The sequence below is a fragment of the Loktanella sp. Alg231-35 genome, assembly GCF_900143545.1.
Classification (GTDB): domain Bacteria; phylum Pseudomonadota; class Alphaproteobacteria; order Rhodobacterales; family Rhodobacteraceae; genus Yoonia.
Window position 1 is genome coordinate 385,798 of the sequence record NZ_FREV01000001.1, and the last position, 22,129, is coordinate 407,926.

Annotated in this window: 28 protein-coding genes; 23 read left to right on the top strand and 5 right to left on the bottom strand. The window is 55.5% G+C overall.

All coding sequences use genetic code 11. From position 1 onward, the window contains the following. Positions 1–5 precede the first annotated feature (5 nt). The 6 genes from rpsN to rpmD all read left to right on the top strand — a co-directional run bounded on the left by rpsN (position 6) and on the right by rpmD (position 2,551). Entirely contained in the window at positions 6–311 is a 306-nt protein-coding gene (gene rpsN, locus DHN10_RS01895; RefSeq protein ID WP_100367915.1) for a 30S ribosomal protein S14, read from the top strand. Between the two features lie 12 nt (positions 312–323). Further along, entirely contained in the window at positions 324–716 is a 393-nt protein-coding gene (gene rpsH, locus DHN10_RS01900; RefSeq protein WP_108813552.1) for a 30S ribosomal protein S8, read from the top strand. A 9-nt stretch (positions 717–725) separates the two neighbouring features. Further along, on the top strand, positions 726–1,259 hold the full coding sequence (gene rplF / locus DHN10_RS01905; RefSeq protein WP_108813553.1) for a 50S ribosomal protein L6: 534 nt from the start codon (positions 726–728) through the stop codon (positions 1,257–1,259). 11 nt (positions 1,260–1,270) lie between these two features. Beyond that, positions 1,271–1,636 carry a 50S ribosomal protein L18 gene (rplR, locus tag DHN10_RS01910; protein ID WP_108813554.1) on the top strand — a complete coding sequence of 122 codons (366 nt, stop codon included), beginning with the start codon at positions 1,271–1,273 and terminating at the stop codon, positions 1,634–1,636. A gap of 134 nt (positions 1,637–1,770) precedes the next feature. Then, on the top strand, positions 1,771–2,349 hold the full coding sequence (gene rpsE, locus DHN10_RS01915; RefSeq protein ID WP_108813555.1) for a 30S ribosomal protein S5: 579 nt from the start codon (positions 1,771–1,773) through the stop codon (positions 2,347–2,349). 13 nt (positions 2,350–2,362) lie between these two features. Further along, a complete protein-coding gene (gene rpmD, locus DHN10_RS01920) occupies positions 2,363–2,551 on the top strand; it encodes a 50S ribosomal protein L30 (RefSeq protein WP_008236512.1) in 189 nt (62 codons plus the stop codon). Between the two features lie 198 nt (positions 2,552–2,749). On the opposite strand, the gene DHN10_RS01925 is transcribed toward rpmD, so the two are convergent. Together DHN10_RS01925 and DHN10_RS01930 are read right to left on the bottom strand one after the other, a co-directional pair. Then, positions 2,750–3,793 carry a glycosyltransferase gene (locus tag DHN10_RS01925; RefSeq protein WP_234416954.1) on the bottom strand — a complete coding sequence of 348 codons (1,044 nt, stop codon included), beginning with the start codon at positions 3,791–3,793 and terminating at the stop codon, positions 2,750–2,752. 110 nt (positions 3,794–3,903) lie between these two features. Continuing rightward, positions 3,904–4,557, bottom strand: coding sequence for an FkbM family methyltransferase (locus DHN10_RS01930; RefSeq protein WP_159086891.1), 654 nt, complete (start codon positions 4,555–4,557; stop codon positions 3,904–3,906). Between the two features lie 270 nt (positions 4,558–4,827). On the opposite strand from DHN10_RS01930, the gene rplO reads away from it, so the two are divergent. From rplO to DHN10_RS02015, 17 genes are all read left to right on the top strand, one after another. After that, entirely contained in the window at positions 4,828–5,301 is a 474-nt protein-coding gene (rplO, locus tag DHN10_RS01935; protein ID WP_108813558.1) for a 50S ribosomal protein L15, read from the top strand. Between the two features lie 125 nt (positions 5,302–5,426). Then, positions 5,427–6,767 carry a preprotein translocase subunit SecY gene (gene secY / locus DHN10_RS01940; protein ID WP_108813893.1) on the top strand — a complete coding sequence of 447 codons (1,341 nt, stop codon included), beginning with the start codon at positions 5,427–5,429 and terminating at the stop codon, positions 6,765–6,767. Next, positions 6,764–7,342, top strand: coding sequence for an adenylate kinase (locus DHN10_RS01945; RefSeq protein WP_108813559.1), 579 nt, complete (start codon positions 6,764–6,766; stop codon positions 7,340–7,342). The genes secY and DHN10_RS01945 overlap by 4 nt, the downstream gene beginning before the upstream one ends. A gap of 262 nt (positions 7,343–7,604) precedes the next feature. Next, the gene (rpsM, locus tag DHN10_RS01950) at positions 7,605–7,973 is read left to right on the top strand and encodes a 30S ribosomal protein S13 (protein WP_108813894.1); all 369 of its coding nucleotides are present in this window, start codon (positions 7,605–7,607) and stop codon (positions 7,971–7,973) included. A gap of 14 nt (positions 7,974–7,987) precedes the next feature. After that, entirely contained in the window at positions 7,988–8,377 is a 390-nt protein-coding gene (gene rpsK / locus DHN10_RS01955; protein WP_008236527.1) for a 30S ribosomal protein S11, read from the top strand. Between the two features lie 110 nt (positions 8,378–8,487). Continuing rightward, positions 8,488–9,504 (top strand): DNA-directed RNA polymerase subunit alpha, encoded by a 1,017-nt coding sequence (locus DHN10_RS01960; RefSeq protein WP_199910618.1) that lies wholly within the window; start codon positions 8,488–8,490, stop codon positions 9,502–9,504. A 141-nt stretch (positions 9,505–9,645) separates the two neighbouring features. Next, positions 9,646–10,065, top strand: a complete 420-nt coding sequence (gene rplQ / locus DHN10_RS01965) for a 50S ribosomal protein L17 (protein WP_108813561.1) — start codon at positions 9,646–9,648, stop codon at positions 10,063–10,065. Between the two features lie 82 nt (positions 10,066–10,147). After that, positions 10,148–11,458: a replication-associated recombination protein A gene (locus tag DHN10_RS01970; RefSeq protein ID WP_108813562.1), complete on the top strand. Its 1,311-nt coding sequence runs from the start codon at positions 10,148–10,150 to the stop codon at positions 11,456–11,458. Positions 11,459–11,489: 31 nt separating this feature from the next. Continuing rightward, positions 11,490–11,849, top strand: a complete 360-nt coding sequence (gene crcB, locus DHN10_RS01975; RefSeq protein ID WP_108813563.1) for a fluoride efflux transporter CrcB — start codon at positions 11,490–11,492, stop codon at positions 11,847–11,849. Continuing rightward, the gene (locus DHN10_RS01980) at positions 11,846–12,901 is read left to right on the top strand and encodes an RluA family pseudouridine synthase (RefSeq protein ID WP_108813564.1); all 1,056 of its coding nucleotides are present in this window, start codon (positions 11,846–11,848) and stop codon (positions 12,899–12,901) included. The genes crcB and DHN10_RS01980 overlap by 4 nt, the downstream gene beginning before the upstream one ends. Beyond that, the gene (locus tag DHN10_RS01985) at positions 12,894–13,559 is read left to right on the top strand and encodes an HAD-IA family hydrolase (protein ID WP_108813565.1); all 666 of its coding nucleotides are present in this window, start codon (positions 12,894–12,896) and stop codon (positions 13,557–13,559) included. Before DHN10_RS01980 ends, DHN10_RS01985 begins: the two co-directional genes overlap by 8 nt. 3 nt (positions 13,560–13,562) lie before the next feature. After that, positions 13,563–14,273 (top strand): ATP12 family chaperone protein, encoded by a 711-nt coding sequence (locus tag DHN10_RS01990; RefSeq protein WP_108813566.1) that lies wholly within the window; start codon positions 13,563–13,565, stop codon positions 14,271–14,273. A 214-nt stretch (positions 14,274–14,487) separates the two neighbouring features. Next, entirely contained in the window at positions 14,488–15,507 is a 1,020-nt protein-coding gene (locus DHN10_RS01995; RefSeq protein ID WP_108813567.1) for an amino acid ABC transporter substrate-binding protein, read from the top strand. 128 nt (positions 15,508–15,635) lie between these two features. Beyond that, entirely contained in the window at positions 15,636–16,862 is a 1,227-nt protein-coding gene (locus DHN10_RS02000; RefSeq protein WP_108813568.1) for an amino acid ABC transporter permease, read from the top strand. Between the two features lie 3 nt (positions 16,863–16,865). After that, on the top strand, positions 16,866–18,158 hold the full coding sequence (locus DHN10_RS02005; RefSeq protein ID WP_108813569.1) for an amino acid ABC transporter permease: 1,293 nt from the start codon (positions 16,866–16,868) through the stop codon (positions 18,156–18,158). A 14-nt stretch (positions 18,159–18,172) separates the two neighbouring features. Further along, positions 18,173–18,940 carry an amino acid ABC transporter ATP-binding protein gene (locus tag DHN10_RS02010; RefSeq protein WP_108813570.1) on the top strand — a complete coding sequence of 256 codons (768 nt, stop codon included), beginning with the start codon at positions 18,173–18,175 and terminating at the stop codon, positions 18,938–18,940. 292 nt (positions 18,941–19,232) lie between these two features. Beyond that, positions 19,233–20,258: a hypothetical protein gene (locus tag DHN10_RS02015; protein WP_108813571.1), complete on the top strand. Its 1,026-nt coding sequence runs from the start codon at positions 19,233–19,235 to the stop codon at positions 20,256–20,258. Positions 20,259–20,417: 159 nt separating this feature from the next. Here DHN10_RS02015 and DHN10_RS02020 read toward each other — a convergent pair whose 3' ends face one another. Genes DHN10_RS02020 through DHN10_RS02030 form a run of 3 tightly spaced genes read right to left on the bottom strand, consistent with a single transcriptional unit; the run spans position 20,418 to position 22,114 of the window. Continuing rightward, positions 20,418–20,945, bottom strand: coding sequence for a SixA phosphatase family protein (locus tag DHN10_RS02020; RefSeq protein WP_108813572.1), 528 nt, complete (start codon positions 20,943–20,945; stop codon positions 20,418–20,420). After that, entirely contained in the window at positions 20,942–21,556 is a 615-nt protein-coding gene (locus DHN10_RS02025) for a ferredoxin (protein WP_108813573.1), read from the bottom strand. The genes DHN10_RS02020 and DHN10_RS02025 overlap by 4 nt, the downstream gene beginning before the upstream one ends. A 39-nt stretch (positions 21,557–21,595) precedes the next feature. After that, positions 21,596–22,114: a hypothetical protein gene (locus tag DHN10_RS02030; protein ID WP_108813574.1), complete on the bottom strand. Its 519-nt coding sequence runs from the start codon at positions 22,112–22,114 to the stop codon at positions 21,596–21,598. Between the last annotated feature and the right edge of the window lie 15 nt (positions 22,115–22,129).

Consider the following 22,129-nt stretch of genomic DNA (forward strand, 5'->3'; position numbering starts at 1 on the left):
AAGATATGGCTAAGAAATCCATGATCGCACGCGAAGTTAAGCGTGAAAAGCTGGTCAAGCAGTATGCCGAAAAGCGTGCCGCCTTGAAGGCAATCATCAACGACAAAGAGGTACCGGTAGAAGAGCGGTTCAAGGCAACACTTGAACTGGCGAAACTGCCGCGCAACTCCTCTGCGACCCGTTTGCATAACCGTTGCCAGCTCACCGGGCGTCCACACGCCTATTACCGCAAACTCAAGATCAGCCGGATCGCGCTGCGGGACCTTGGTTCCAATGGCGAAATCCCCGGTATGGTCAAGTCAAGCTGGTAAGGAGCAGATATTATGAACGATCCTATCGGTGATATGCTCACACGTATCCGCAACGGCCAGATGCGCGGCAAGGCGGCGGTGGAAACACCTGCGTCCAAACTGCGCGGTTGGGTGTTGGATGTGTTGTCCGACGAAGGCTACATCCGCGGTTATGAGAAGAAGGACGGCAAAGATGGCCATCCTGCTTTCAACATTGAGCTGAAGTATTACGAGGGTGACCCTGTCATTCGCGAAGTGAAGCGGGTTTCCAAGCCTGGCCGTCGCGTTTACCTGGGCGCCAATGACATCCCAACCGTCCGTCAGGGCCTGGGTGTGTCGATTGTCTCCACCTCGCAAGGTGTGATGTCGGATGCAAAAGCACGTAGCGCCAATATCGGCGGCGAAGTGCTCTGCACTGTATTCTAAGGAGAAATCATGTCTCGTATTGGTAAAAAACCGGTTGAGCTGCCCTCTGGCGTTACTGCCTCTGTGTCAGGTCAAACCGTTGAAGTGAAAGGCCCCAAAGGGACCCGTAGCTTCAAAGCAACCGACGATGTGACCATCAGCGTTGACGGCAATGTCGTCACCGTTGAACCACGCGGCAAATCCAAGCGCGCGCGCCAGCAGTGGGGCATGAGCCGCACAATGGTCGCAAACTTGGCCACCGGCGTGTCTGAGGGTTTCAAGAAAGAGCTTGAACTGTCGGGTGTTGGTTACCGTGCCCAAATGCAGGGCAACACGTTGAAGCTGTCGCTGGGTTATTCCCATGACGTGAATTTCGAAGTGCCTGAGGGTGTCACAGTGACAGCCCCCAAGCAGACTGAGATCACTGTTGAAGGGATCGACGAGCAGCAGGTTGGACAGGTTGCGGCGAATATTCGTGCTTGGCGTAAGCCTGAGCCCTACAAGGGCAAAGGTATCAAGTACAAAGGCGAATATGTCTTCCGCAAAGAAGGCAAGAAGAAGTAAGGAACGCAAAAATGGCAAACAGCAAAAGAACTCTGTTTCTGAAGCGCCGCATGCGCGTTCGGAACAAACTTCGCGGTGTCACAGCCAACCAAGGCCGTGCCCGTCTTTCGGTTCACCGTTCAAACAAGAACATCAGCGTCCAGCTGATCGACGACGTCAACGGCGTAACACTCGCCTCCGCGTCTTCGCTCGAAAAGGACCTTGGCGTTGTTGGCAAGAACAACATCGAAGCCGCTTCCAAGGTTGGTTCTGCGATTGCAGAGCGCGCCAAGAAGGCTGGTGTTGAGGTTGCTTACTTTGACCGTGGTGGGTTCCTCTTTCACGGCAAGATCAAGGCTTTGGCCGATGCTGCCCGTGAAGGCGGTCTGAAAATCTAATGGTGGGGGTGGGTTTCACCCACCCTTCCGACAACCTGTAGGGTGGGCGAAGCCCACGCTCGATGATCCGGCGCATTGCGCGACCCGTGATTGGACAATGCCCATATTGGGCAGAAATACAAAGGACGCCATCAATGGCAGAACGTGAAAACCGCGGCCGCGGCCGCAACCGTGAAGAGCAGACACCAGAGTTTGCCGACCGTCTGGTCGCAATCAACCGTGTTTCAAAAACAGTTAAAGGCGGTAAGCGCTTTGGCTTTGCAGCACTTGTTGTTGTTGGCGACCAAAAAGGCCGTGTCGGCTTTGGCAAAGGTAAGGCGAAGGAAGTTCCTGAGGCGATCCGCAAAGCGACTGAGCAAGCCAAGCGCCAGATGATCCGCGTTGCATTGCGCGATGGCCGCACGCTGCACCACGATATCGAGGGCCGTCACGGCGCTGGTAAAGTGGTCATGCGCACGGCGCCAGTTGGTACTGGTATCATCGCTGGTGGTCCAATGCGTGCCGTGTTTGAAATGTTGGGTGTGCAGGACGTTGTGTCCAAGTCCATCGGGTCCCAGAACCCTTACAACATGATCCGCGCCACCATGAATGGCCTGTCCAAAGAGCAATCACCACGCAACGTCGCACAGCGTCGTGGCAAGAAGGTTGCTGACATCCTGCCCAAGCGTGACGAGGCCCCAGCGGCCGAAGCACCTGCTGCAGCAGACGCGTAAGGAGACCTGACAGATGGCTAAAACAATCGTCGTCAAGCAGATCGGTTCACCGATCCGCCGCCCCGCCAAACAGCGTGCCACGCTGATCGGTTTGGGCCTGAACAAGATGAACCGCACCAAAGAACTGGAAGATACACCTTCCGTCCGCGGCATGGTCAACTCGATCAGTCACATGGTCGAGATCATCGAAGAAAAAGGGTAGAATTTGTATGGTGGATCAAGATCCACCTTACGGTTTGAAGCGCCTCGCTGGAAACAGCGGGGCGTTTTTTGTTTGAGGTTATGTCTTGCCCTCTGGTCCCGCGAGCAGATGTCGTATCTGCTGAAGTGAGCATCTGTTTGATGTACTGCCGCGGGATTTGATCCTCAGACGGCAATGTCCTGATGCAGACGGACTCCTCTACTTCGGCTTCAGAACCTTCTCGATTTCACGCTCCACGGTCTTGATCAGCTTGCGATTGTCGTAACAAGCCAGCGCTTTCGCCCTGTTTCTTTCGGCGAATTCGGGCAATCGCGACAGGTTGGCAGACACGGTGCCGATCGCGGCCTTGAACCCGTCATAGTCACCTTCTTCAACCAGATGGCCGTTTTCACCCTCAATCACGGCCTCTGGGATGCCCGCGTGTCTTGTGGACACGATCGTCAGGCCGCACGACATTGCCTCTTGGATGGCCGTTGGCAGGCCTTCTGTGTTGCCGTTTTTCGCCCTGACAGAGTGTTGGAGGAAGACTTCGGATGTACCAAGCATTTCACGCACAAAATCATGGGGGCGGGCACCGTGGAACGTGACTCGGTCCGTCATTCCAAAGTCCCGAACGATTGATTGGCACTGCTCTTGCATAGGCCCGTCACCGACCACGTCCAGTGTGATACCTTGGGTATCTTTTGCGTTCATGCAGAAGGCTTTGACGGTGATATCAGGCCGCTTCTTTTCAACCAGCCTGCCAACCGCAAGAAAGCTTCCTTCCCGTTTTGCCGACGGCACAAAGAGATCTGTGTTAACGCCACTTGGAACGACATGACTGTTGGGGTGAGTTGCGCCAACTGATGCGAGTTCATCCAGCAGGAATTGTGACACAGAAAATACACCGTCAAGTCGTGCCATCATGCGGCGATATCCTGCAGCCCTGAGCGGTGCGCGTAGCTGTGACGACGCGTCAGCTCCACGGAAATAGGTGAACACAGGAATGCCGAAATGGTTTGCAACCGGTGCGATGCGGAGCGCGACATTGCCAAATTCTGCCAGTATTGCGTCAGGTGCGGCATCGTGCAGAAACGCGCAGATGTCATCGCGTGTCTTGCCATAAGGCACGCGCGCGGTGCGATGTTTCGCAATGCTTCGTAATTTCGAACCCAAGAAAACTAACTTTTCGTATTTTGTTGTCCGCGCACTGCGCGGCACCACCCAAGAGTGATGCTCCAAGCCAAAGGGATCATCGTCCATGTCGTGTTCATGCAAAACACAAGCATTGCCACCAAAGAGATTTTGGATGTGGAATGTAATCTGGGTTTCTTGTGGGTGAAAATAGCTACCGGTTGCAATGCAGATTTTCGTCATGGCCAAGTAAAGTCCAATTTCTCTAAGATATTTAGGCGCTCAGCCTTCTCCATAACCAGCCTTTTCGGTTCGGCAAGCTCTGGTATGCGGTCCACATGGCACTCAACATAGATTTTCTTGATCTTATCCAGGTGCCCCGATTCGAAAATTGCATCAAGTACGACGTATTCAGCACCTTCGATATCCATCTTGATCACGATGTTATTTGAATCGATATCGCCCAGAACGTCAGCGATGGAGGCTGTTTCGACGTCGAAGTGCTTTGCATAGCTCACGTTGGCTTTCCCGCCAACGATGGTAGAGCCTTCATAAAATCGTCCCGGCTTTGGGTCCTCGAAATACAATCGAGTTGTTCCGTTTTCAGAGCTGACCGCTTTCTGATAGATGCTGACATTCCGATACCGACGGGTCCGCTGCTTGAGTTCTTCGAAATTGACCGGGTTGGGCTCAAAGGCATAAACCTTGCCTACGCAGTGCGAGAACTCAATGACCGATTTGCCGATGTGCGCGCCCAGGTCAATCACCACATCGCTCTTGCCATAAAGTTCGGCCATGCGACGCATTCCGCGCATGTCGTCTTCCAACAATTTGTCGGGCAGACGGATGGCGAGATGTATCAACGCATTCCGCAGCACATGATTGAGTTTCATTGTGGCTCCTGTTGTCGTTGGGGCTTGATAGAACGGATTGTTATTGAGGCCAACCGCCATCGACCGCCATGATCCTGCATCGTCAGCGGGATATGGCGCAAAACCTCACGGGTCAAAGCCCGCCTGCGTGCGATGATCACACTTCTTGACCCGCAACAGCCGCCCGTCTATACGCCCCCAGTCGGACACTCGATTTCCGACTCAAAACTGTAACGCCGTGTTTGGCCACTCCCGTCGCTGGGGGCCAATTCCGGCAAAAGGAGAAGCGACATGAAACTGAATGAACTTTCCGACAACCCAGGTGCAACCCAGCGCAAAAAGCGTATTGGCCGTGGTCCGGGTTCCGGCATGGGTAAGACCGGTGGCCGTGGTATCAAAGGTCAGAAATCACGCTCCGGTGTAGCCATCAAAGGCTACGAGGGCGGCCAGATGCCACTCTACCAGCGTCTGCCAAAGCGTGGCTTTAACAAGCCGAACCGCAAGACATTTGCTGTCATCAACCTTGGTCTGATCCAAAAATTCATCGACGAAGGCAAGATCGACGTCAAAGCAGATATCACAGAGGACGCGCTTGTCGCATCCGGTCTGGTCCGCCGCAAAAAGGACGGTATCCGCGTTCTTGCTAAGGGCGATTTCAAAGCCAAAGCCAAGATTGCTGTCACTGGCGCCTCCAAAGGTGCTGTTGAAGCTGTCGAAAAGGCCGGCGGCTCACTGACTGTCACAACACCGGCAGCGGCTGAGTAAGACCTTGTGAGCGGCGCAGCCGTCGCTTACATACCTCTTCAAGTTTTCCCAAACGCCGCTGATCGGGGAACCGCAGCGGCGTTTATGCATGAAAAGAGACCCATATGGCTTCTGCAGCAGAGCAAATGGCAGCCAACGTCAGTTGGAGCGCCTTCGGCAAAGCAACTGAACTGCGCCAGCGCATTATGTTTACGATCGGCTTGCTGATCATTTACCGCCTTGGCACATTCATCCCGGTTCCGGGCATTGATGCTCTAGCATTGCAGCAGTTCATGGAAGACGCCCAAGCCGGCATTGGCGGCATCCTGTCGATGTTCACAGGTGGTGCCTTGTCCCGGATGGCAATCTTTACCCTTGGGATTATGCCTTACATCTCTGCCTCCATCGTGATGCAGCTCTTGGGCTCTATGTGGGAGCCGCTCAAGAACCTCAAGAAAGAGGGTGAAGCAGGGCGGCGCAAGCTGAACCAATACACCCGCTACGGTACTGTCGTGCTGGCCACTGCGCAGGCCTACGGCCTTGCTGTCAGCCTTGAGGCAGGTGGTCTGGCGGCCAACCCTGGCATGTTCTTCCAAGCTTCGACCGTGATCACCATTGTGGGTGGTACGATGTTCCTGATGTGGTTGGGTGAACAGATCACTGCACGCGGTATCGGCAACGGTATCTCGCTGATCATCTTTGTGGGCATCATTGCAGAAATCCCTGCCGCCATGGCCCAGTTTCTGTCACAAGGCCGCTCTGGCGCGATCAGCCCCTTGGTGGTGATCGGGATCATTGTCATGCTCGCCGTCGTCTTGACCTTCGTGGTCTTCATGGAGCGCAGCTTGCGCAAGATTCACATTCAGTATCCGCGCCAGCAACGCGGGATGAAGGTCTATGATGGCTCCACCAGCCATCTGCCGATCAAAGTGAACCCAGCTGGTGTTATCCCCGCGATCTTTGCTTCTGCCTTGTTGCTGCTGCCAACAACGATCAGCACATTTAACGGCGGTTCGTCCGGCCCGGTGATGTCGACCATTCTGGCGCTCTTTGGCCCCGGCCAGCCGCTCTATCTGTTGTTCTTTGGTGGCATGATCATCTTCTTCACCTACTTTTACACCCGTGAAGTCGCGTTCAAGACCGAGGACGTGGCCGAGAACCTCAAGAACCAGAACGGCTTTGTGCCAGGCATTCGCCCCGGCAAAAAGACCGAAGAATATCTGGACTATGTGGTGACCCGCATTCTGGTGCTGGGCTCTGGCTATCTTGCACTGGTCGCATTGCTGCCCGAGATTATCCGCGCCGAACTGGCCATCCCGTTCTACTTTGGCGGGACATCGATCCTGATTATTGTGTCGGTTGGTATGGACACCATCCAACAAATCCAGTCTCATCTGGTGGCACATCAATACGAAGGCCTGATTGAGAAATCTCAGTTGCGTGGCAAACGTAATGGAAACAAACGTAAAGGGCCGTCGCGTCGATGAATATTATTCTACTGGGGCCGCCGGGTGCGGGTAAGGGGACACAGGCGCAGAGGCTTGTTGAGGAACGCAACATGGTGCAGCTCAGCACTGGCGATATGTTGCGCGCAGCACGGACCAGTGGAACTGAAATGGGCAACATGGTTGCCGGTGTCATGGACCGCGGAGAGCTGGTTACGGATGAGATTGTCATCGGTTTGATCCGCGAACAGCTTGAAGCCGACAATGGCGCAGACGGATATATCTTTGATGGTTTTCCGCGGACGCTGGCCCAAGCGGATGCTTTGGGTAACTTGCTGCTTGAAATGGGTGAGAACCTTGATTGCGTGATTGAACTGCAAGTCAATGATGAGGTCTTGGTCGAACGGATTGTTGGACGGGCCAAAGATGCAGCCGCTGCAGGTGAGCCCGTACGTGCTGACGACAACGAAGAAAGCCTGAAGATCCGCCTGATGGCTTACTATAAACAGACCAGCCCATTGATTGGTTACTATTATGCCAACGATGACCTGAAATCCGTGGATGGTTTGGCCAGCATGGATGAAGTGGCGGCGAGCATTTCAGACGCCTTGGCCTGAAACCAACAATTTTCGGCGAAAATTGTTGGTGCGTGAAGGATTTTCTAGAAAATCCTTTGCCCGGCTTAGGGTCTCTTGACGCCTTGGCAAATGCCCCCTAAACAGCGCCATCCTGCAAAGGAATCAATTTGTGGTTAAGGGTCGCGCCCAGACATCACAAAACACCTCGATATGACGCAGCCCGGCGCCCTTTAAGGTCCGGGCTTCCGTTGTGAAAAAAGGGTCTGGAATGACGGACCCGCAACGAAAAGGAATTGCACACGTGGCACGTATTGCCGGCGTAAACATCCCGACTGCAAAGCGGGTTCCAATCGCCCTCACTTACATTACCGGTATTGGTTCTGCCAAAGCCGAAGAAATCTGCGAAGCGGTCAAGATCGACCGCGCGCGCCGTGTTAACCAGCTTTCTGACGCAGAAGTGCTGTCGATCCGTGAATACATCGACGCCAACCTTATGGTTGAAGGTGATCTTCGTCGCGAGACTCAGATGAACATCAAGCGTCTGATGGACCTTGGTTGCTACCGTGGCCTGCGTCACCGTCGTAACCTGCCGGTTCGTGGTCAGCGTACATCCACAAACGCACGTACACGCAAGGGCCCTGCAAAGGCCATTGCTGGTAAGAAGAAATAAGGGAGGCTTGATCAATGGCACGTGATACAAAACGCACCAAAAAGAAGGTTTCCAAGAACATCGCAGCTGGTGTTGCGCATGTGAACTCTTCTTTCAACAACACAAAGATCCTGATCTCTGACGTGCAAGGTAACGCCATTTCTTGGTCGTCTGCTGGCACTATGGGCTTTAAGGGTTCGCGGAAATCCACACCTTATGCCGCTCAGATGGCTGCTGAGGATGCGGGCAAGAAAGCACAAGATCACGGCGTGAAAACGCTTGAGGTCGAAGTGCAGGGTCCCGGTTCCGGTCGTGAAAGCGCGTTGCGCGCATTGGCCGCCGTTGGTTTCAACATCACATCGATCCGTGACGTGACGCCAATGGCCCACAACGGTTGCCGCCCACCAAAGCGCCGCCGCGTCTAAGACAATCCAAACGCCTTGGGGCCCGTGTTTCGGCACGGCCCCAATCCGTCATTTCAACCTCGGGCGTTTGCCTTTTTGGACCATGAAGGCAGACTAGTATGGAGGGACATATGATCCACAAAAACTGGGCTGAGTTGATCAAACCAACTCAATTGGAAGTAAAGCCGGGCAACGACCCCGCGCGTCAGGCAACCGTCATCGCAGAACCGCTTGAGCGTGGTTTTGGCCTGACATTGGGCAACGCCCTGCGCCGCATTTTGATGAGCTCCCTTCAGGGTGCTGCTATCACTGCCGTTCAGATCGACAACGTCCTGCACGAGTTTTCATCCGTGTCTGGTGTGCGTGAAGACGTCACCGACATCGTGCTGAACCTCAAAGGTGTTGCGATCCGTATGGAAGTTGAAGGGCCAAAGCGTCTTTCTGTTCAGGCCAAAGGCCCGGGCGTTGTGACTGCTGCTGACATCTCCGAAACTGCAGGCATCGAGATCCTCAACAAGGATCACGTGCTTTGCCACCTTGATGATGGCGCTGACCTGTACATGGAACTGACTGTCAACACAGGGAACGGTTACGTTTCCGCTGACAAGAACAAGCCAGAAGATGCACCGATTGGCATGATGTCCATCGATGCGATCTACTCGCCCGTCAAAAAGGTCAGCTATGACGTGCAGCCGACCCGTGAAGGTCAGGTGCTGGATTATGACAAGCTGACCATGAAGGTTGAAACCGATGGGTCGCTGACACCTGACGATGCTGTGGCTTACGCCGCTCGCATTTTGCAGGACCAGCTGTCGATCTTCGTCAACTTTGATGAACCTGAGTCCGCACAAACTGGTGCTGATGATGACGGTCTTGAGTTCAACCCGCTTCTGCTGAAGAAAGTGGACGAGCTGGAACTGTCTGTCCGTTCGGCAAACTGCCTCAAGAACGACAACATCGTATACATTGGCGATCTGATCCAGAAGACCGAAGCAGAAATGCTGCGCACACCGAACTTTGGCCGCAAATCCTTGAACGAGATCAAGGAAGTGCTGTCAGGTATGGGTCTGCACCTTGGCATGGATGTAGAGGACTGGCCGCCGGACAACATCGAAGATCTGGCAAAAAAGTTTGAAGATCAGTTTTAAGAATACGTAGGGCGGGGCTATCCCCGCCTTACACCAAATGCCCGTCTCTATACGGGGAACATCCTGGGCATGGTGCCCCACTAACGGAGCCAGCGACACGCATCGCATCGGCCCATCCTAATACAAAATGGAGACTATCACATGCGTCACGCAAGAGGTTACCGCCGCCTAAACCGCACACATGAACACCGCAAAGCGCTGTTCGCGAACATGGCAGGCTCGCTCATTGAACATGAGCAGATCAAGACAACATTGCCCAAGGCAAAAGAACTGCGCCGGATCGTTGAAAAGCTGGTCACACTTGGCAAGCGCGGCGATCTGCACGCGCGCCGTCAGGTCAATGCACAGCTGAAGCAGGAAATGCACACAGCGAAACTGTTCGACACAATCGGCCCACGCTACAAAGAGCGTCAGGGTGGATATGTTCGCATCATCAAGGCGGGCTTCCGCTATGGTGACATGGCCCCAATGGCGATCATCGAATTCGTAGATCGCGACGTGGATGCCAAAGGTGCTGCCGACAAGGCACGTCTGGAAGAATACGAGAACGCCGAAGACTAAATCCTGGCCTTCGACTAAATTTGCAAAGCCCTGCCGGACCGGCGGGGCTTTCGCTTTTTGACATAAGGCATATGTTTCCCTCATGGCCGATCTCTTCGACAGCACACCGACAGACACACCCGCAGGTCCGCGCCCGCTGGCGGATCGGTTGCGGCCCAAGACCTTGTCTGAGGTCATTGGCCAGCAACAGGTCCTTGGCCCGGAAGCGCCATTGGGCACGATGCTGGCCTCTGGATCGCTGTCTTCGCTGATCTTCTGGGGACCGCCGGGTGTGGGCAAGACCACGATTGCGCGCCTGTTGGCAGATGAGACTGACCTGCATTTCGTGCAGATCAGTGCGATTTTTACGGGTGTGCCGGACCTGCGCAAAGTGTTCGAAGCTGCCAAGATGCGCCGTCAGAATGGCAAGGGCACGCTGCTGTTTGTGGATGAGATTCACCGCTTTAACAAAGCGCAGCAGGACGGGTTTCTACCCTATATGGAGGATGGCACGATCCTGTTGGTTGGTGCCACGACCGAAAACCCGAGTTTTGAGTTGAACGCTGCGGTTCTCAGCCGAAGCCAAGTGTTTATTCTGACCCGGCTGGGCTTCAAAGATCTCGAACTGCTGGCGCAACGTGCGGAGAAGGAATTGGCCAAAGCCCTGCCGCTGGACGGCCCGGCGCGCGATGCGTTGCTAGAGATGGCGGATGGGGATGGCCGTGCCTTGCTTAATTTGATTGAGCAGGTGAGTGCTTGGAAAACGGACAAGAAGCTATCCACCGATGATCTGACCAAGCGTTTGATGAAACGCGCCGTCAAATACGACAAGTCAGGTGACGAGCATTACAATCTGATTAGCGCTTTGCATAAATCCGTGCGCGGGTCTGACCCGGATGCGGCGCTTTATTGGTTTGCGCGAATGCTGGCCGGGGGCGAAGATCCGCGTTTCCTTGCCCGTCGCATCACCCGCATGGCGGTTGAGGATATCGGTTTGGCCGATCCCCAGGCGCAATCGGTCTGTCTGCAATCTTGGGAGACGTATGAACGGTTGGGCAGCCCTGAAGGGGAACTCGCTCTGGCGCAGGCCGTTACCTATCTCGCGCTCGCGCCCAAATCGAATGCGACTTATGTGGCGTACAAAGGCGCTGTCGCGGCGGCCAAACAAACTGGGTCAGAGCCTCCGCCTGCTCATATTCTGAACGCGCCGACCACGTTGATGAAAGAACAGGGGTTTGGTGCTGGCTACAATTATGACCACGACGCCGAGGATGGGTTTAGTGGGCAGAACTATTTTCCTGAAACCATGAAGCGTGGGGTCTACTACGTTCCAGTGGATCGCGGATTTGAGCGTGAACTGAAAAAGCGTGTCGATTTCTTCGCGGGCCTGCGCGCCAAGCGTGGCAAGAATTGACAAACGACCAGCGAGCCGTCAGAGCAGCGCCATGATGACACCTGTGATCTCTGTAGCCCTTGGCGGGGCGATTGGTTCTGTTCTGCGATACCTTGTGGGGTTGGTCGTGGCCTTTCCATTGGGGACGCTGGCGGTGAATGTAATCGGGTCTTTCGCGATTGGATTGGTCTGGGTGCATTTGGCCGATCGCGGATTGCAGCATTGGTTGCCGTTCTTGATGACCGGCGTTCTGGGTGGGTTCACGACGTTTTCGGCCTTCACTTTGGATGCGCTACGTCTGGTCGAAGAAGGTCGCGTGACCGCTGCCGGGGCCTATGTGTTGGCCTCTTTCATTATGTCGATCCTCGCCTGTGCCGCGGGCCTTTGGATCGCAAGAGGAATGACGACATGAGTGCTGTGCAGACACGGGTGATCGGCCCGGATGATGGCGACCAACGCCTTGACCGCTATTTGCGCCGCCTGTTCCCGCATCTGACCCAAGGGCGGATCGAGAAGATGTGTCGTAAGGGCGAGCTGCGTGTGGATGGTGGCCGGGTGAAATCCAATTCCCGCGTGGAAGTGGGGCAGAGCGTTCGCATTCCACCGCTGCCGACTGAGGAAGAGGCGGCGGCTGCCGCCAACCTTGCCAAGCGTGGTGTGACGAAGGCGGACGCCAAGCTGATCCAGTCCTGTGTCATCTATAAGGACGCGCATATCATCGCGATCAACAAGCCGCCGGGTCTGGCGACCCAAGGTGGGTCAAAGACGACCCGCCATGTTGATGGGTTGTCTGAGGCTTTGATGTTTGATTATGACGAAAAGCCCCGGTTGGTGCATCGTCTGGACAAGGATACCTCGGGGGTTCTGCTGTTGGCGCGGACGCGCATGATGGCCAAGCAGTTAACCGAGAATCTAAAGCATCGCGAGACCCGCAAGATTTATTGGGCCGCCGTTGCGGGTGTCCCGCATCCGCGAGCGGGGACGATCAAATACGGTCTCGTGAAAGCCCCCGGTCATGGCCGGAGTGGCGAGAACGAAAAGATGCGCTGCGTGCATCCGCGTGATCTCGATAGCGTTGAAGGTGCCAAGCGTGCGACCAGCGACTACGCCGTGATGGATACGCTGGCCAGCCGTGCGGCTTGGTGTGCTTTGGTCCCGATTACAGGGCGAACGCATCAGTTGCGCGCGCATATGGCCGAGATAGGGCATCCGATTGTCGGTGATGGGAAATATGGCGGTTCCGGCCAGGAGAACCTTGGCGATGGTTGGGGTGCCGGCATGGGCAGCGAGATCGGGCGCAAGCTGCATCTGCATGCGCGTAGCTTGACGATCGAGCATCCGGCGACAGGGGCGATGCTGCATCTGACAGCGCCACTACCAGAGCATATGCAGAACACCTGGGATTTTGTGGGGTGGGTCGTGGGCCATGCCCCGGTTGATCCGTTCAATATGCCCGATGAGTGATCTGCGACTGGTGATCTTTGACGTTGATGGAACGCTCGTCGATAGTCAGGCCGAGATTGTCGCGGCGATGACGCTGGCGTTTCAGTCCGAGAACCTTCTGATGCCTGATCGCGCAAGGGTCCTTTCGATTGTCGGACTGTCGCTGGCAGAGGCATTTGGCACGCTCTGCCCGCAGGTGACAGAGGCGCAGCGCGACCGGCTAGTGACAGCCTACAAGGATGCATTTGTCAGCTTGCGCAGCGATAACAAGGAAATGGGCCCGCTGTTCCCCGGCGCACAGGCCGCACTAGAGCGGTTACAAGGGCAGGATCATACCCTGCTGGCGGTGGCCACAGGAAAGTCCCGGCGCGGCTTGGACAAGGTGCTGGGCCGACATGGGCTGACAGGCGTCTTTCATAGTGAGCAGGTGGCCGATCACCACCCATCCAAACCACATCCATCGATGATCCTGACTGCGATGTCGGAAACCGGTGTCACATCAGAGCGCGCTGTGATGCTTGGTGACACGACCTATGACATGGATATGGCGCGCGCGGCTGGGATCGGCACGATTGGGGTCACTTGGGGCTACCACCCGGCCGAGAACTTGCACGCTGACATCATGATTGACGATTTTGCGGCCCTCAGCGATGCCGTTGACCAACTCGTGGGACCTTGAAGAATGAGTGACTGGAAACCAAAACGCTTCTGGAAGGCCGCAACGGCGACAGAAATCGAAGGTGGCTTTACCGTCCTGTTAGATGACAGGACGGTGCGAACACCTGCGAAGGCCCAACTGACCGTGCCGACAATGGCGATGGCAGAGGCGATTGCGACCGAATGGGACGCGCAGGAAAAACTGCTTGATCCTGCGACCATGCCCGTGACGCGTGGGGCCAATGCCGCAATTGACAAAGTGCGGGCGCAGCGGCCTGAGGTGATCGCGCTTCTGGCAGAATATGGTGACAGCGATTTGCTGTGTTATCGGGCGGCGGGGCCGGAGGAGCTGCTTGCCAAGCAGGCCGAAGGGTGGGACCCGATGCTTGAGTGGGCCGCTAATACCTTGGGCGTGCGGCTTTCTGTGGGCGAGGGTGTGATGCACGTGACGCAAGACCCGGCTGCCTTGCAAATACTGGCGGACGAAGTCGCAACGTTTGACGATTTCGCCTTGGCTGCGGCCCACGATCTGATCAGCATTTCGGGGTCCTTGATCCTGGCGTTGGCTGTCACGAAATCGGCCATTCCGGTGGATGACGCATGGCTGTTGTCACGCATTGACGAGCACTGGCAGATCGCGCAATGGGGCGAAGACGAAGAGGCTGCCGCAACGGAAAGTAGCAAGCGCGACGCCTTTGTCGCGGCTGCCCGTTTCTACCAGCTTTCGGTCAAATAATCGAAACAGTGCGTTTCCTGGCAAAGCCAAAAAATCATCCAAATTTGGAGCATTTTGGTCGAAGTCTAGAACAGTTGCCCTTGACTCTAGCCACGTTTGATCAAAGTCTGCGTGCATTGAGTTGGGAGAACCCATCTCATTCATCATGACTGTCTATCGGGACGGGATAAAAATTGGCCACCCTAGCGGGGTGGAAACTCAGGAAGAGGTAAAAATGAAAAAAACCGCATTTTACGGCGCGCTCGCTGTTGCTGGTCTTGCTGCATCGACAGCATCTGCTGCGACACTTGACGACGTCAAAGCACGTGGTGTGCTCAACTGTGGCGTGACAACTGGTCTGGTCGGCTTTGCATCGCCAGATGCGAACGGTGTCTGGAACGGTTTCGACGTTGGCGTATGCCGCGCAGTTGCTGCTGCTGTCTTGGGTGACAGCGACGCGGTCGAGTTTGTCCCAACAACAGGTAAGACACGCTTTACTGCGCTGGCCTCTGGTGAGATCGACGTGCTGGCACGTAACACCACATGGACTTTCAGCCGCGACGTCGACCTGAAGTTCGAATTTGTTGGCATCAACTACTATGATGGCCAAGGCTTCATGGTTCCACGTGATCTGGGCGTTGCATCTGCAAAAGACCTTGATGGCGCGACTGTCTGCATCCAGACAGGCACAACAACAGAGCTGAACCTGGCGGACTTCTTCCGCTCCAACAGCATCAGCTATGAGCCAGTGCCAATCGAAACAAACGCCGAAGCACAGCAGCAGTACATTGCTGGCGCATGCGACGTTTACACAACTGACGCATCCGGCCTTGCCGCTACGCGTGCATCTTTCGAGAACCCTGGCGACCACGTTCTGCTGCCAGAGATCATCTCAAAAGAGCCACTCGGCCCGCTTGTTCGCCACGGCGACAACGACTGGGGTGACATTGTACGTTGGTCCCTGAACGCGCTGATCGCAGCTGAAGAGCTGGGCGTGACATCGGCAAACGTCGAAGAGCTAGGCGCTGCACCAACTGGTAATCCAGAAGTGAACCGTCTGCTGGGCACCGAAGGTGAGCTGGGCGCGATGCTGGGTCTGGAAGCAGATTGGGCAAAGAGCGCGATTGCTGCTGGTGGTAACTACGGCGAGCTGTTCGAAAAGAACATCGGTGAGAACACACCAATCGGTCTGGCGCGCGGTCTGAACGCGCAGTGGACAGACGGTGGTCTGCTCTACTCTCCACCATTCCGCTAAGGACTGACTAAACGATCAAAGGGCGCGGTTTCGACCGCGCCCTTTCAGCAAATACGACCAAAAAATTGGCGCACCGGAACTGCAACAAATGCAGTCGAAAACAAGCGCCAAATAAACGGGGAAAATTTATGACGTCGATTACAGACCCGCCACGGGGGTCATTCCGCCCGTCGATGCTGATCAACGACACGCGCTACCGATCCTATACGTTTCAGGCGATCGCGTTTGTTGTTCTGGCCTTGTCGATTGGCTATCTGATCAACAACCTGTTCACCAACCTGGCCGCGCAAGGTCTGGACATTGACTTTAGCTTTCTGGGTGCGCCCGCCGGCTATGACATCAACCAACGCCTGATAGAATACACCAGCCAGTCAACAAACTTGCAGGCCGCCTTTGTTGGTATCCTGAACACTTTGCTGGTTGCCTTTCTGGCCTGTGTGACCGCCACGATCTTTGGTGTGCTTGCCGGGGTCCTGCGACTGTCGAACAACTGGCTCGTGCGCAAACTGATGGCGATCTATGTTGAGATCTTCCGCAACATTCCGGTGCTGATCTGGGTTCTGATTATCTTTACGATCATGATCGCGGTGCTGCCCGGGCCACGGGAATTCCGCGGCGATGATCCATCCGCAACCATGTTCCTCGGCATATCTGCCTTCACTAACCGTGGCGTCTATATTCCCCTGCCATTCTTCGAGCGCGGCTTTGGCGGCGGTCTTGATTTTCTGATGGTGCTGGCTGTGCTGGTGGGGTCGTTCTTTGGTGCTCGCGCCGTGAACGCCCGCGCCACCCGCATTCAGGAGGCAACGGGCGTTCGTCCTGCGACGCTGCTCACAAACCTTGGCATCTGGTTCGGTCCGTTGATCGTCATGTTCCTGGTCTTTGGCCTGCGCTTCGAAGTGCCAGAGCTGAAGGGGTTCAACTTTGCAGGCGGTATCAAGGTCGGTGGTCCACTGATCGCGATCTGGTTTGCGCTGTCGATCTACACCGGTGCCTTTATCGCGGAAAACGTGCGTGCCGGTATTCAGGCCGTGTCAAAAGGCCAGACAGAGGCCGCAGGCGCGCTGGGCATTCGTCCCGGCCGCATCATGAGCCTTGTGGTTCTGCCGCAGGCCCTGCGGGTGATCATTCCGCCGCTGATCTCAAATTATCTAAACATCACCAAGAACTCTTCCTTGGCGATTCTGGTGGGCTATGCGGATGTGACTGCGACGCTGGGTGGTATTACGCTGAACCAGACGGGTCGCGCGATCGAATGTATTCTTTTGCTGATGTTGTTCTATCTCACGATCTCTTTGCTGATCTCAGCGGTGATCAACGTCTACAACAACGCAATCAAGTTGAAGGAGCGCTAGGATATGACGACTGATCGTACAATCGCCTTCGTCCGCACCGAAGACGTTCCTGCAATGCCACCGCCGCCCAATGCAGTGGGACCGGTAAGATGGATCAAGGACAACCTGTTTGCGACACCCGCAAATAGTGTGCTGACGATTCTTGCGATCCTGGCCATCTATATGATCCTCAACGGCACTGTGCCGTGGATGGTCAATGGTATCTGGGCATCACCAAGCCTCGCTGTGTGCCGCGAAATCCTTGATGGCGCATCGGGTGCCTGTTTTGCGGTGCTTGGCGAGCGTTGGAACCAGCTCTTGTTTGGGTTCCAGTATCCCGCAGACCTTTACTGGCGTCCGGGGCTGGCCTTTGTGTTGCTGTTTTTTGCAGCCGCACCGGTGCTGTTCTTTGACTTGCCGCGCAAGCTCTTGATCTTCACAGCGCTTTATCCCTTTATCGCCTACTGGCTGATCTGGGGTGGGTCCATCTTTGGACCATTGCTGGCACTTGTTGGCATCGTAGCGGGCGCGTTGTTCTACCAGCGGTTCGTGAAGAACAGCTTTGCTATTGGCTTCTTTGGCGCAATTGCTGTGGCCTTCGTGGTCTGGACCATCGGCGGGGCAATCCTTCCCGATGGGGGGATCACCGAAGGGGCCATGCGCTCTGTGCCAAGCCGAGACCTTGGTGGGTTCATGCTGAACATGATGCTGGGCGTCACCTGCGTGTCATTGTCGTTGCCAATTGGCATCGCTTTGGCGCTGGGGCGGCAATCCAGCATGCCAATCATCAAGCTGATCTGTGTGATCTTCATTGAGTTTGTGCGGGGTGTGCCGCTTATCACATTGCTCTTCGTGGCAAACGTGATGCTGGGGTACTTCTTCCCTCCGGGCTCTGGCGTTGATTTGTTCCTGCGCGTTGTGATCATGATCACGATGTTCTCGGCAGCCTACATCGCCGAGGTGATCCGGGGCGGCTTGGCGGCTTTGCCAAAGGGCCAGTACGAAGCTGGTGATAGCCTTGGGCTTGATTATGCGCAGGCGATGCGTCTGATCATCCTGCCGCAGGCGCTCAAGATCTCGATTCCGGGCATCGTGAACGTGTCGGTGGGTCTGTTCAAAGACACCACGCTTGTCTCGGTTATTTCGATGTTCGACCTTGTCGGAATGATCCGTGGTCCGATCCTCGCGTCTGTTGAATGGCAGGGTGTCTACTGGGAGCTATTCGGCTTTGCCGCGCTGCTTTTCTTCATCACCTGCTACGGCATTTCACAATACTCACAATGGTTGGAGCGTAGGCTCGCAACCGACCATCGCTAAGGGAGGCTGAACTAATGGCCGAAGCAACACAAATGCAGGTATCCGACGAACTTGCGATTACCATCGAGAACATGAACAAGTGGTACGGCGCGTTCCACGTGCTGCGCGACATTGATTTGTCCGTGTATCAGGGCGAGCGGATCGTGATCTGCGGTCCGTCGGGGTCTGGCAAATCGACGCTGATCCGCTGCATCAACGCATTGGAAGAACACCAGCAGGGCAAGATCGTGGTGGATGGCACAGTGCTGTCATCCGATCTCAAGAACATTGACAAGATCCGGTCAGAGGTCGGCATGTGCTTTCAGCACTTCAACCTCTTCCCGCATCTGACGATCCTTGAGAACTGCACGCTCGCTCCGATCTGGGTGCGCAAAACGCCCAAGAAGGAAGCCGAGGAAACCGCGATGCATTTCCTTGAGAAGGTGAAAATCCCTGATCAGGCGATGAAGTATCCGGGCCAGTTGTCCGGTGGTCAGCAGCAGCGTGTGGCGATTGCCCGGTCGCTTTGCATGCGCCCACGCATCATGCTGTTTGACGAACCGACATCGGCGCTTGACCCTGAGATGATCAAGGAAGTGCTCGACACGATGATCGAGCTGGCCGAAGAAGGTATGACCATGCTTTGCGTCACCCACGAGATGGGCTTTGCCCGTCAGGTGGCCAACCGCGTGATCTTTATGGACCAAGGCCAGATCGTGGAACAGAACGAACCGGAAGAGTTCTTTAACAACCCCAAGTCCGAGCGGACACAGTTGTTCCTGAGCCAGATTTTGGGTCACTGAGATTGATCAAAGACAAAGAAAAAGCCCCGGTGAGAGCCGGGGCTTTTTCGTTTGAGTGGCTTCTTTGAGTCCAAGTGTCCAATGCATCGAAATGCATGTTGCTGCAGTCAAGGTGTAGAACGGAAGTTCGCAACACGCACGAAATGAAATTAAGCGGCTAGGCGCAGCGGACATTGGATGAACTGACTACCTGGGATTAGTGGCCTCTTTTTTGTGTAGATGTCATTCATAAATGACCGTTATCGCAATCCGCAAGGCGGTCTACCCGATCGATGGAGCAAGATGAACCACAATGAAAGTCTATATCGCTAACTTCGGTCGACAGAACTATGAATGGCCGATTTGTCGGGAGCGTGGAACAGTAGCGACTATGAACGCCGTCGACGCCCAGAAATATTGGGACGCGAATGACCGTGCGGGTTACGTGTCCAACCGGATGGCGAACGATACCACTTCGGCAGGAAAGAAACCGACCAAAGCTACAGCCTCCCGCTGGTTCAACCTGATGACTATTGTCGCTGAGACTTTGGGCGATGTTTGGGTTCACAAAGACGGGAACGAACTTTGGTGGACGACCTCTCGCAGTGAAGTACCTTCTTTCGAAACGAAGAAGGAACCAATCGAGCGAGGTCGTGAGGTCGTAATTTGCCATAAGCCCTGTGAGCTCTGGTCAAACAAATCAAAGAAAGGCGTTCCACTGAGGTGGAGCGAACTACACCCTAAGGCGAAAGACTTCTTGTCTACCGAGGCTACGCTACAGTCTCTCAGCCCCTTGTACAAAGACTACACATTGGCGTTGATCGCCGGAGAAGATTTGAGCCAGTGGCACGCCAGTCCCCGTTGGGCGCAACGCGTCGAAACTGCCAAAAAGGGATATGCCCCGATCAAGTATGGGTCGCAAGCTGACAAGATTGCGTACCAGCGAGCTTCGGAACTCTTCGATGCTGCTGACGCTGCCGACCGCATGGCACGTACCGCAGTTAACACAACGAATTCAGCAAACGGCCAAACGGTGGAGCGCGTTGTGAAAAAGAAGGATCTCGGTTTCCCGTCAGCGGCAGCTCTTCAGGACTACATCACGGAACTTCTGGGGTCTCAGGAATATAACTGCGAACTGACGGGCCTTCCGCTGGAGCTGGATGAGGTGAATGGCGATCCTGCGATGTTCGCTTCTTTGGACCGCATCGATAGCAGCGGGCATTATGCGTCCGGCAATCTTCAGGTCGTTTGTCGTTTTGCTAACTTCTGGAAAGGTGCTTCTAATGATACGGAGTTTCGACGTTTGATCGATGTTATTCGATCATCTGTCAGTACTTAGTCAGCAGGTTCTTAAGCTAGTGTCCCGATGTGGACCGCGATCCCTGCATTTTCGAACTTTGCTCAATGATTGTAGAGGGCCGAAATCGACAGTTTGGCAGATCAGAAGGAAGGTCGGGAAAGTCCGCAAAGCAGATATAGATATCCGCTAAATCTACATTTACTCAATGTCGTGCGCCGAAGTTCCAATCAGATCACGTGGAACCACAAATGCCCGACACCGGCCAGTCTGTGGCTGAATATCCCGCCACCCACCAACCTCAAAATCAATTACCGTTGTCGCACAGGTGGGGTAGTCACTGAACCGGCGATGGTCTGCGGCTTTGTCGACCAACTCGTTGGCCAGCATCCCGATGCCGGGATTGTGTCCGATGACGCCAACCGTCTGCACTTCTTGCCGCCTGACCAGATCAAGGATCGTGTCGGGTGCCGCATGGTAGAGCCGCGCCGAAAGTTGCAGGCGCGGCGCGGGTGAGAGTGCCGGAATGATCAACCCCGCCGTTTCCTGCGTCCGCTCCGCGTCCGAGCAGAGGAGGACATCGGGCACATATCCCTGCGCGGCCATCCACGTTCCGATTGCCGTGGCTGATGCTTGGCCGCGTTTGTTCAGGACACGTGCATGATCGTCGGCAAAGGGATCGCCCCAACTGGATTTGGCGTGGCGGATCAGGATCAGGCGCAGGGTCACAGAAAGGCCTCCATATGGAACGCGGCTTGTGCGGGCAGGCGGTTGCCTTGGCCCACAGGGCAGGCCCGACGGGCCAGACATCCCGCCCTGCGGCAGTCATCGCCTGCGGCTGAGGCAACATGCGCTTTGCAGGTTGCCACGTCATAGCCGTCGTTGAATGCGCCAACAGGGCAGGCGGTTGCACAGGGTTGGCCGGTGCAGGTCAGGCAGGGTTGTTCAGAGGTGCCCAATTGGGCGTCACCGTTCCAGCGCAATGCGCCACGGAAGGATGCAAAAAGCCCCGCCTCATCATGTACCAGAAACCCGATGGGCGAAGGCCAAAACCGCCCCGATTGCACTGCCCAGGTATAGAACGGGGCATAGGGCGGGCCACCAAAGGGAAAGAGCGGCTCTGCGTTCATTTGCATAGCCACCTTAGAGACAACACGATGCGACCAGCGATCCAACGGATCATCGTCACCATCCTTGTATTCGGCGCTGTCGCAAAAGATGGGCCAAAAGCGGGGTTCATCCGGGCCGACTAGCGTGATCCTGCCTGCGCCATCAGGGCAGTCGCCCATCTGTCGCAGCCCATATTGATGCAGTGTCGTGTCCAGATCGTCAGATACCATTTGCGCCACCTTAAGTGGCTTTGATGCAATCGCAACCTCTTAGCGGCGGCGCCACATCCTTGGCATCCGGTTGGTGCTTGCCACGCCACCAACTGTCGCCTCAAAGCGGAGCGTATCGCCCGCACATTCAAACCAGCCAATACCGCCGCCACCCAAGCCAGTGTCGGATGAAAAGGGAATTTCCATTGTTTGGCCAAGGACGTCTGCCGACCCAACTAGGCTGTAGTCGTCGACCGCCGCCAGAAATGTGTTGTCGGATGCATCCATCTGACCTGCGCTATACCCGACGACCTTAACATCCATGGCTGGTACATCCGGCATCTGGACATTGATGATCATATCGTCAGCCAACAGGGTAAAGCTGCCATCTGCAGCGATCTGCATCGACACCTCTCCATTCACTGGCGTTGCGGCACCTTGCATCTGGGCGGCCATCATAGCGGCGATATCGCCCATATCAGCGATCCAAGTGTCAACCATGCAGGCCTCCACATCGGCGTGGGCCTGGGCCGCGATTATCGAGGTTATCAGTGCAATCGCCGGTAGGGCAGGTTTCATCGGAGCCTCCACTGT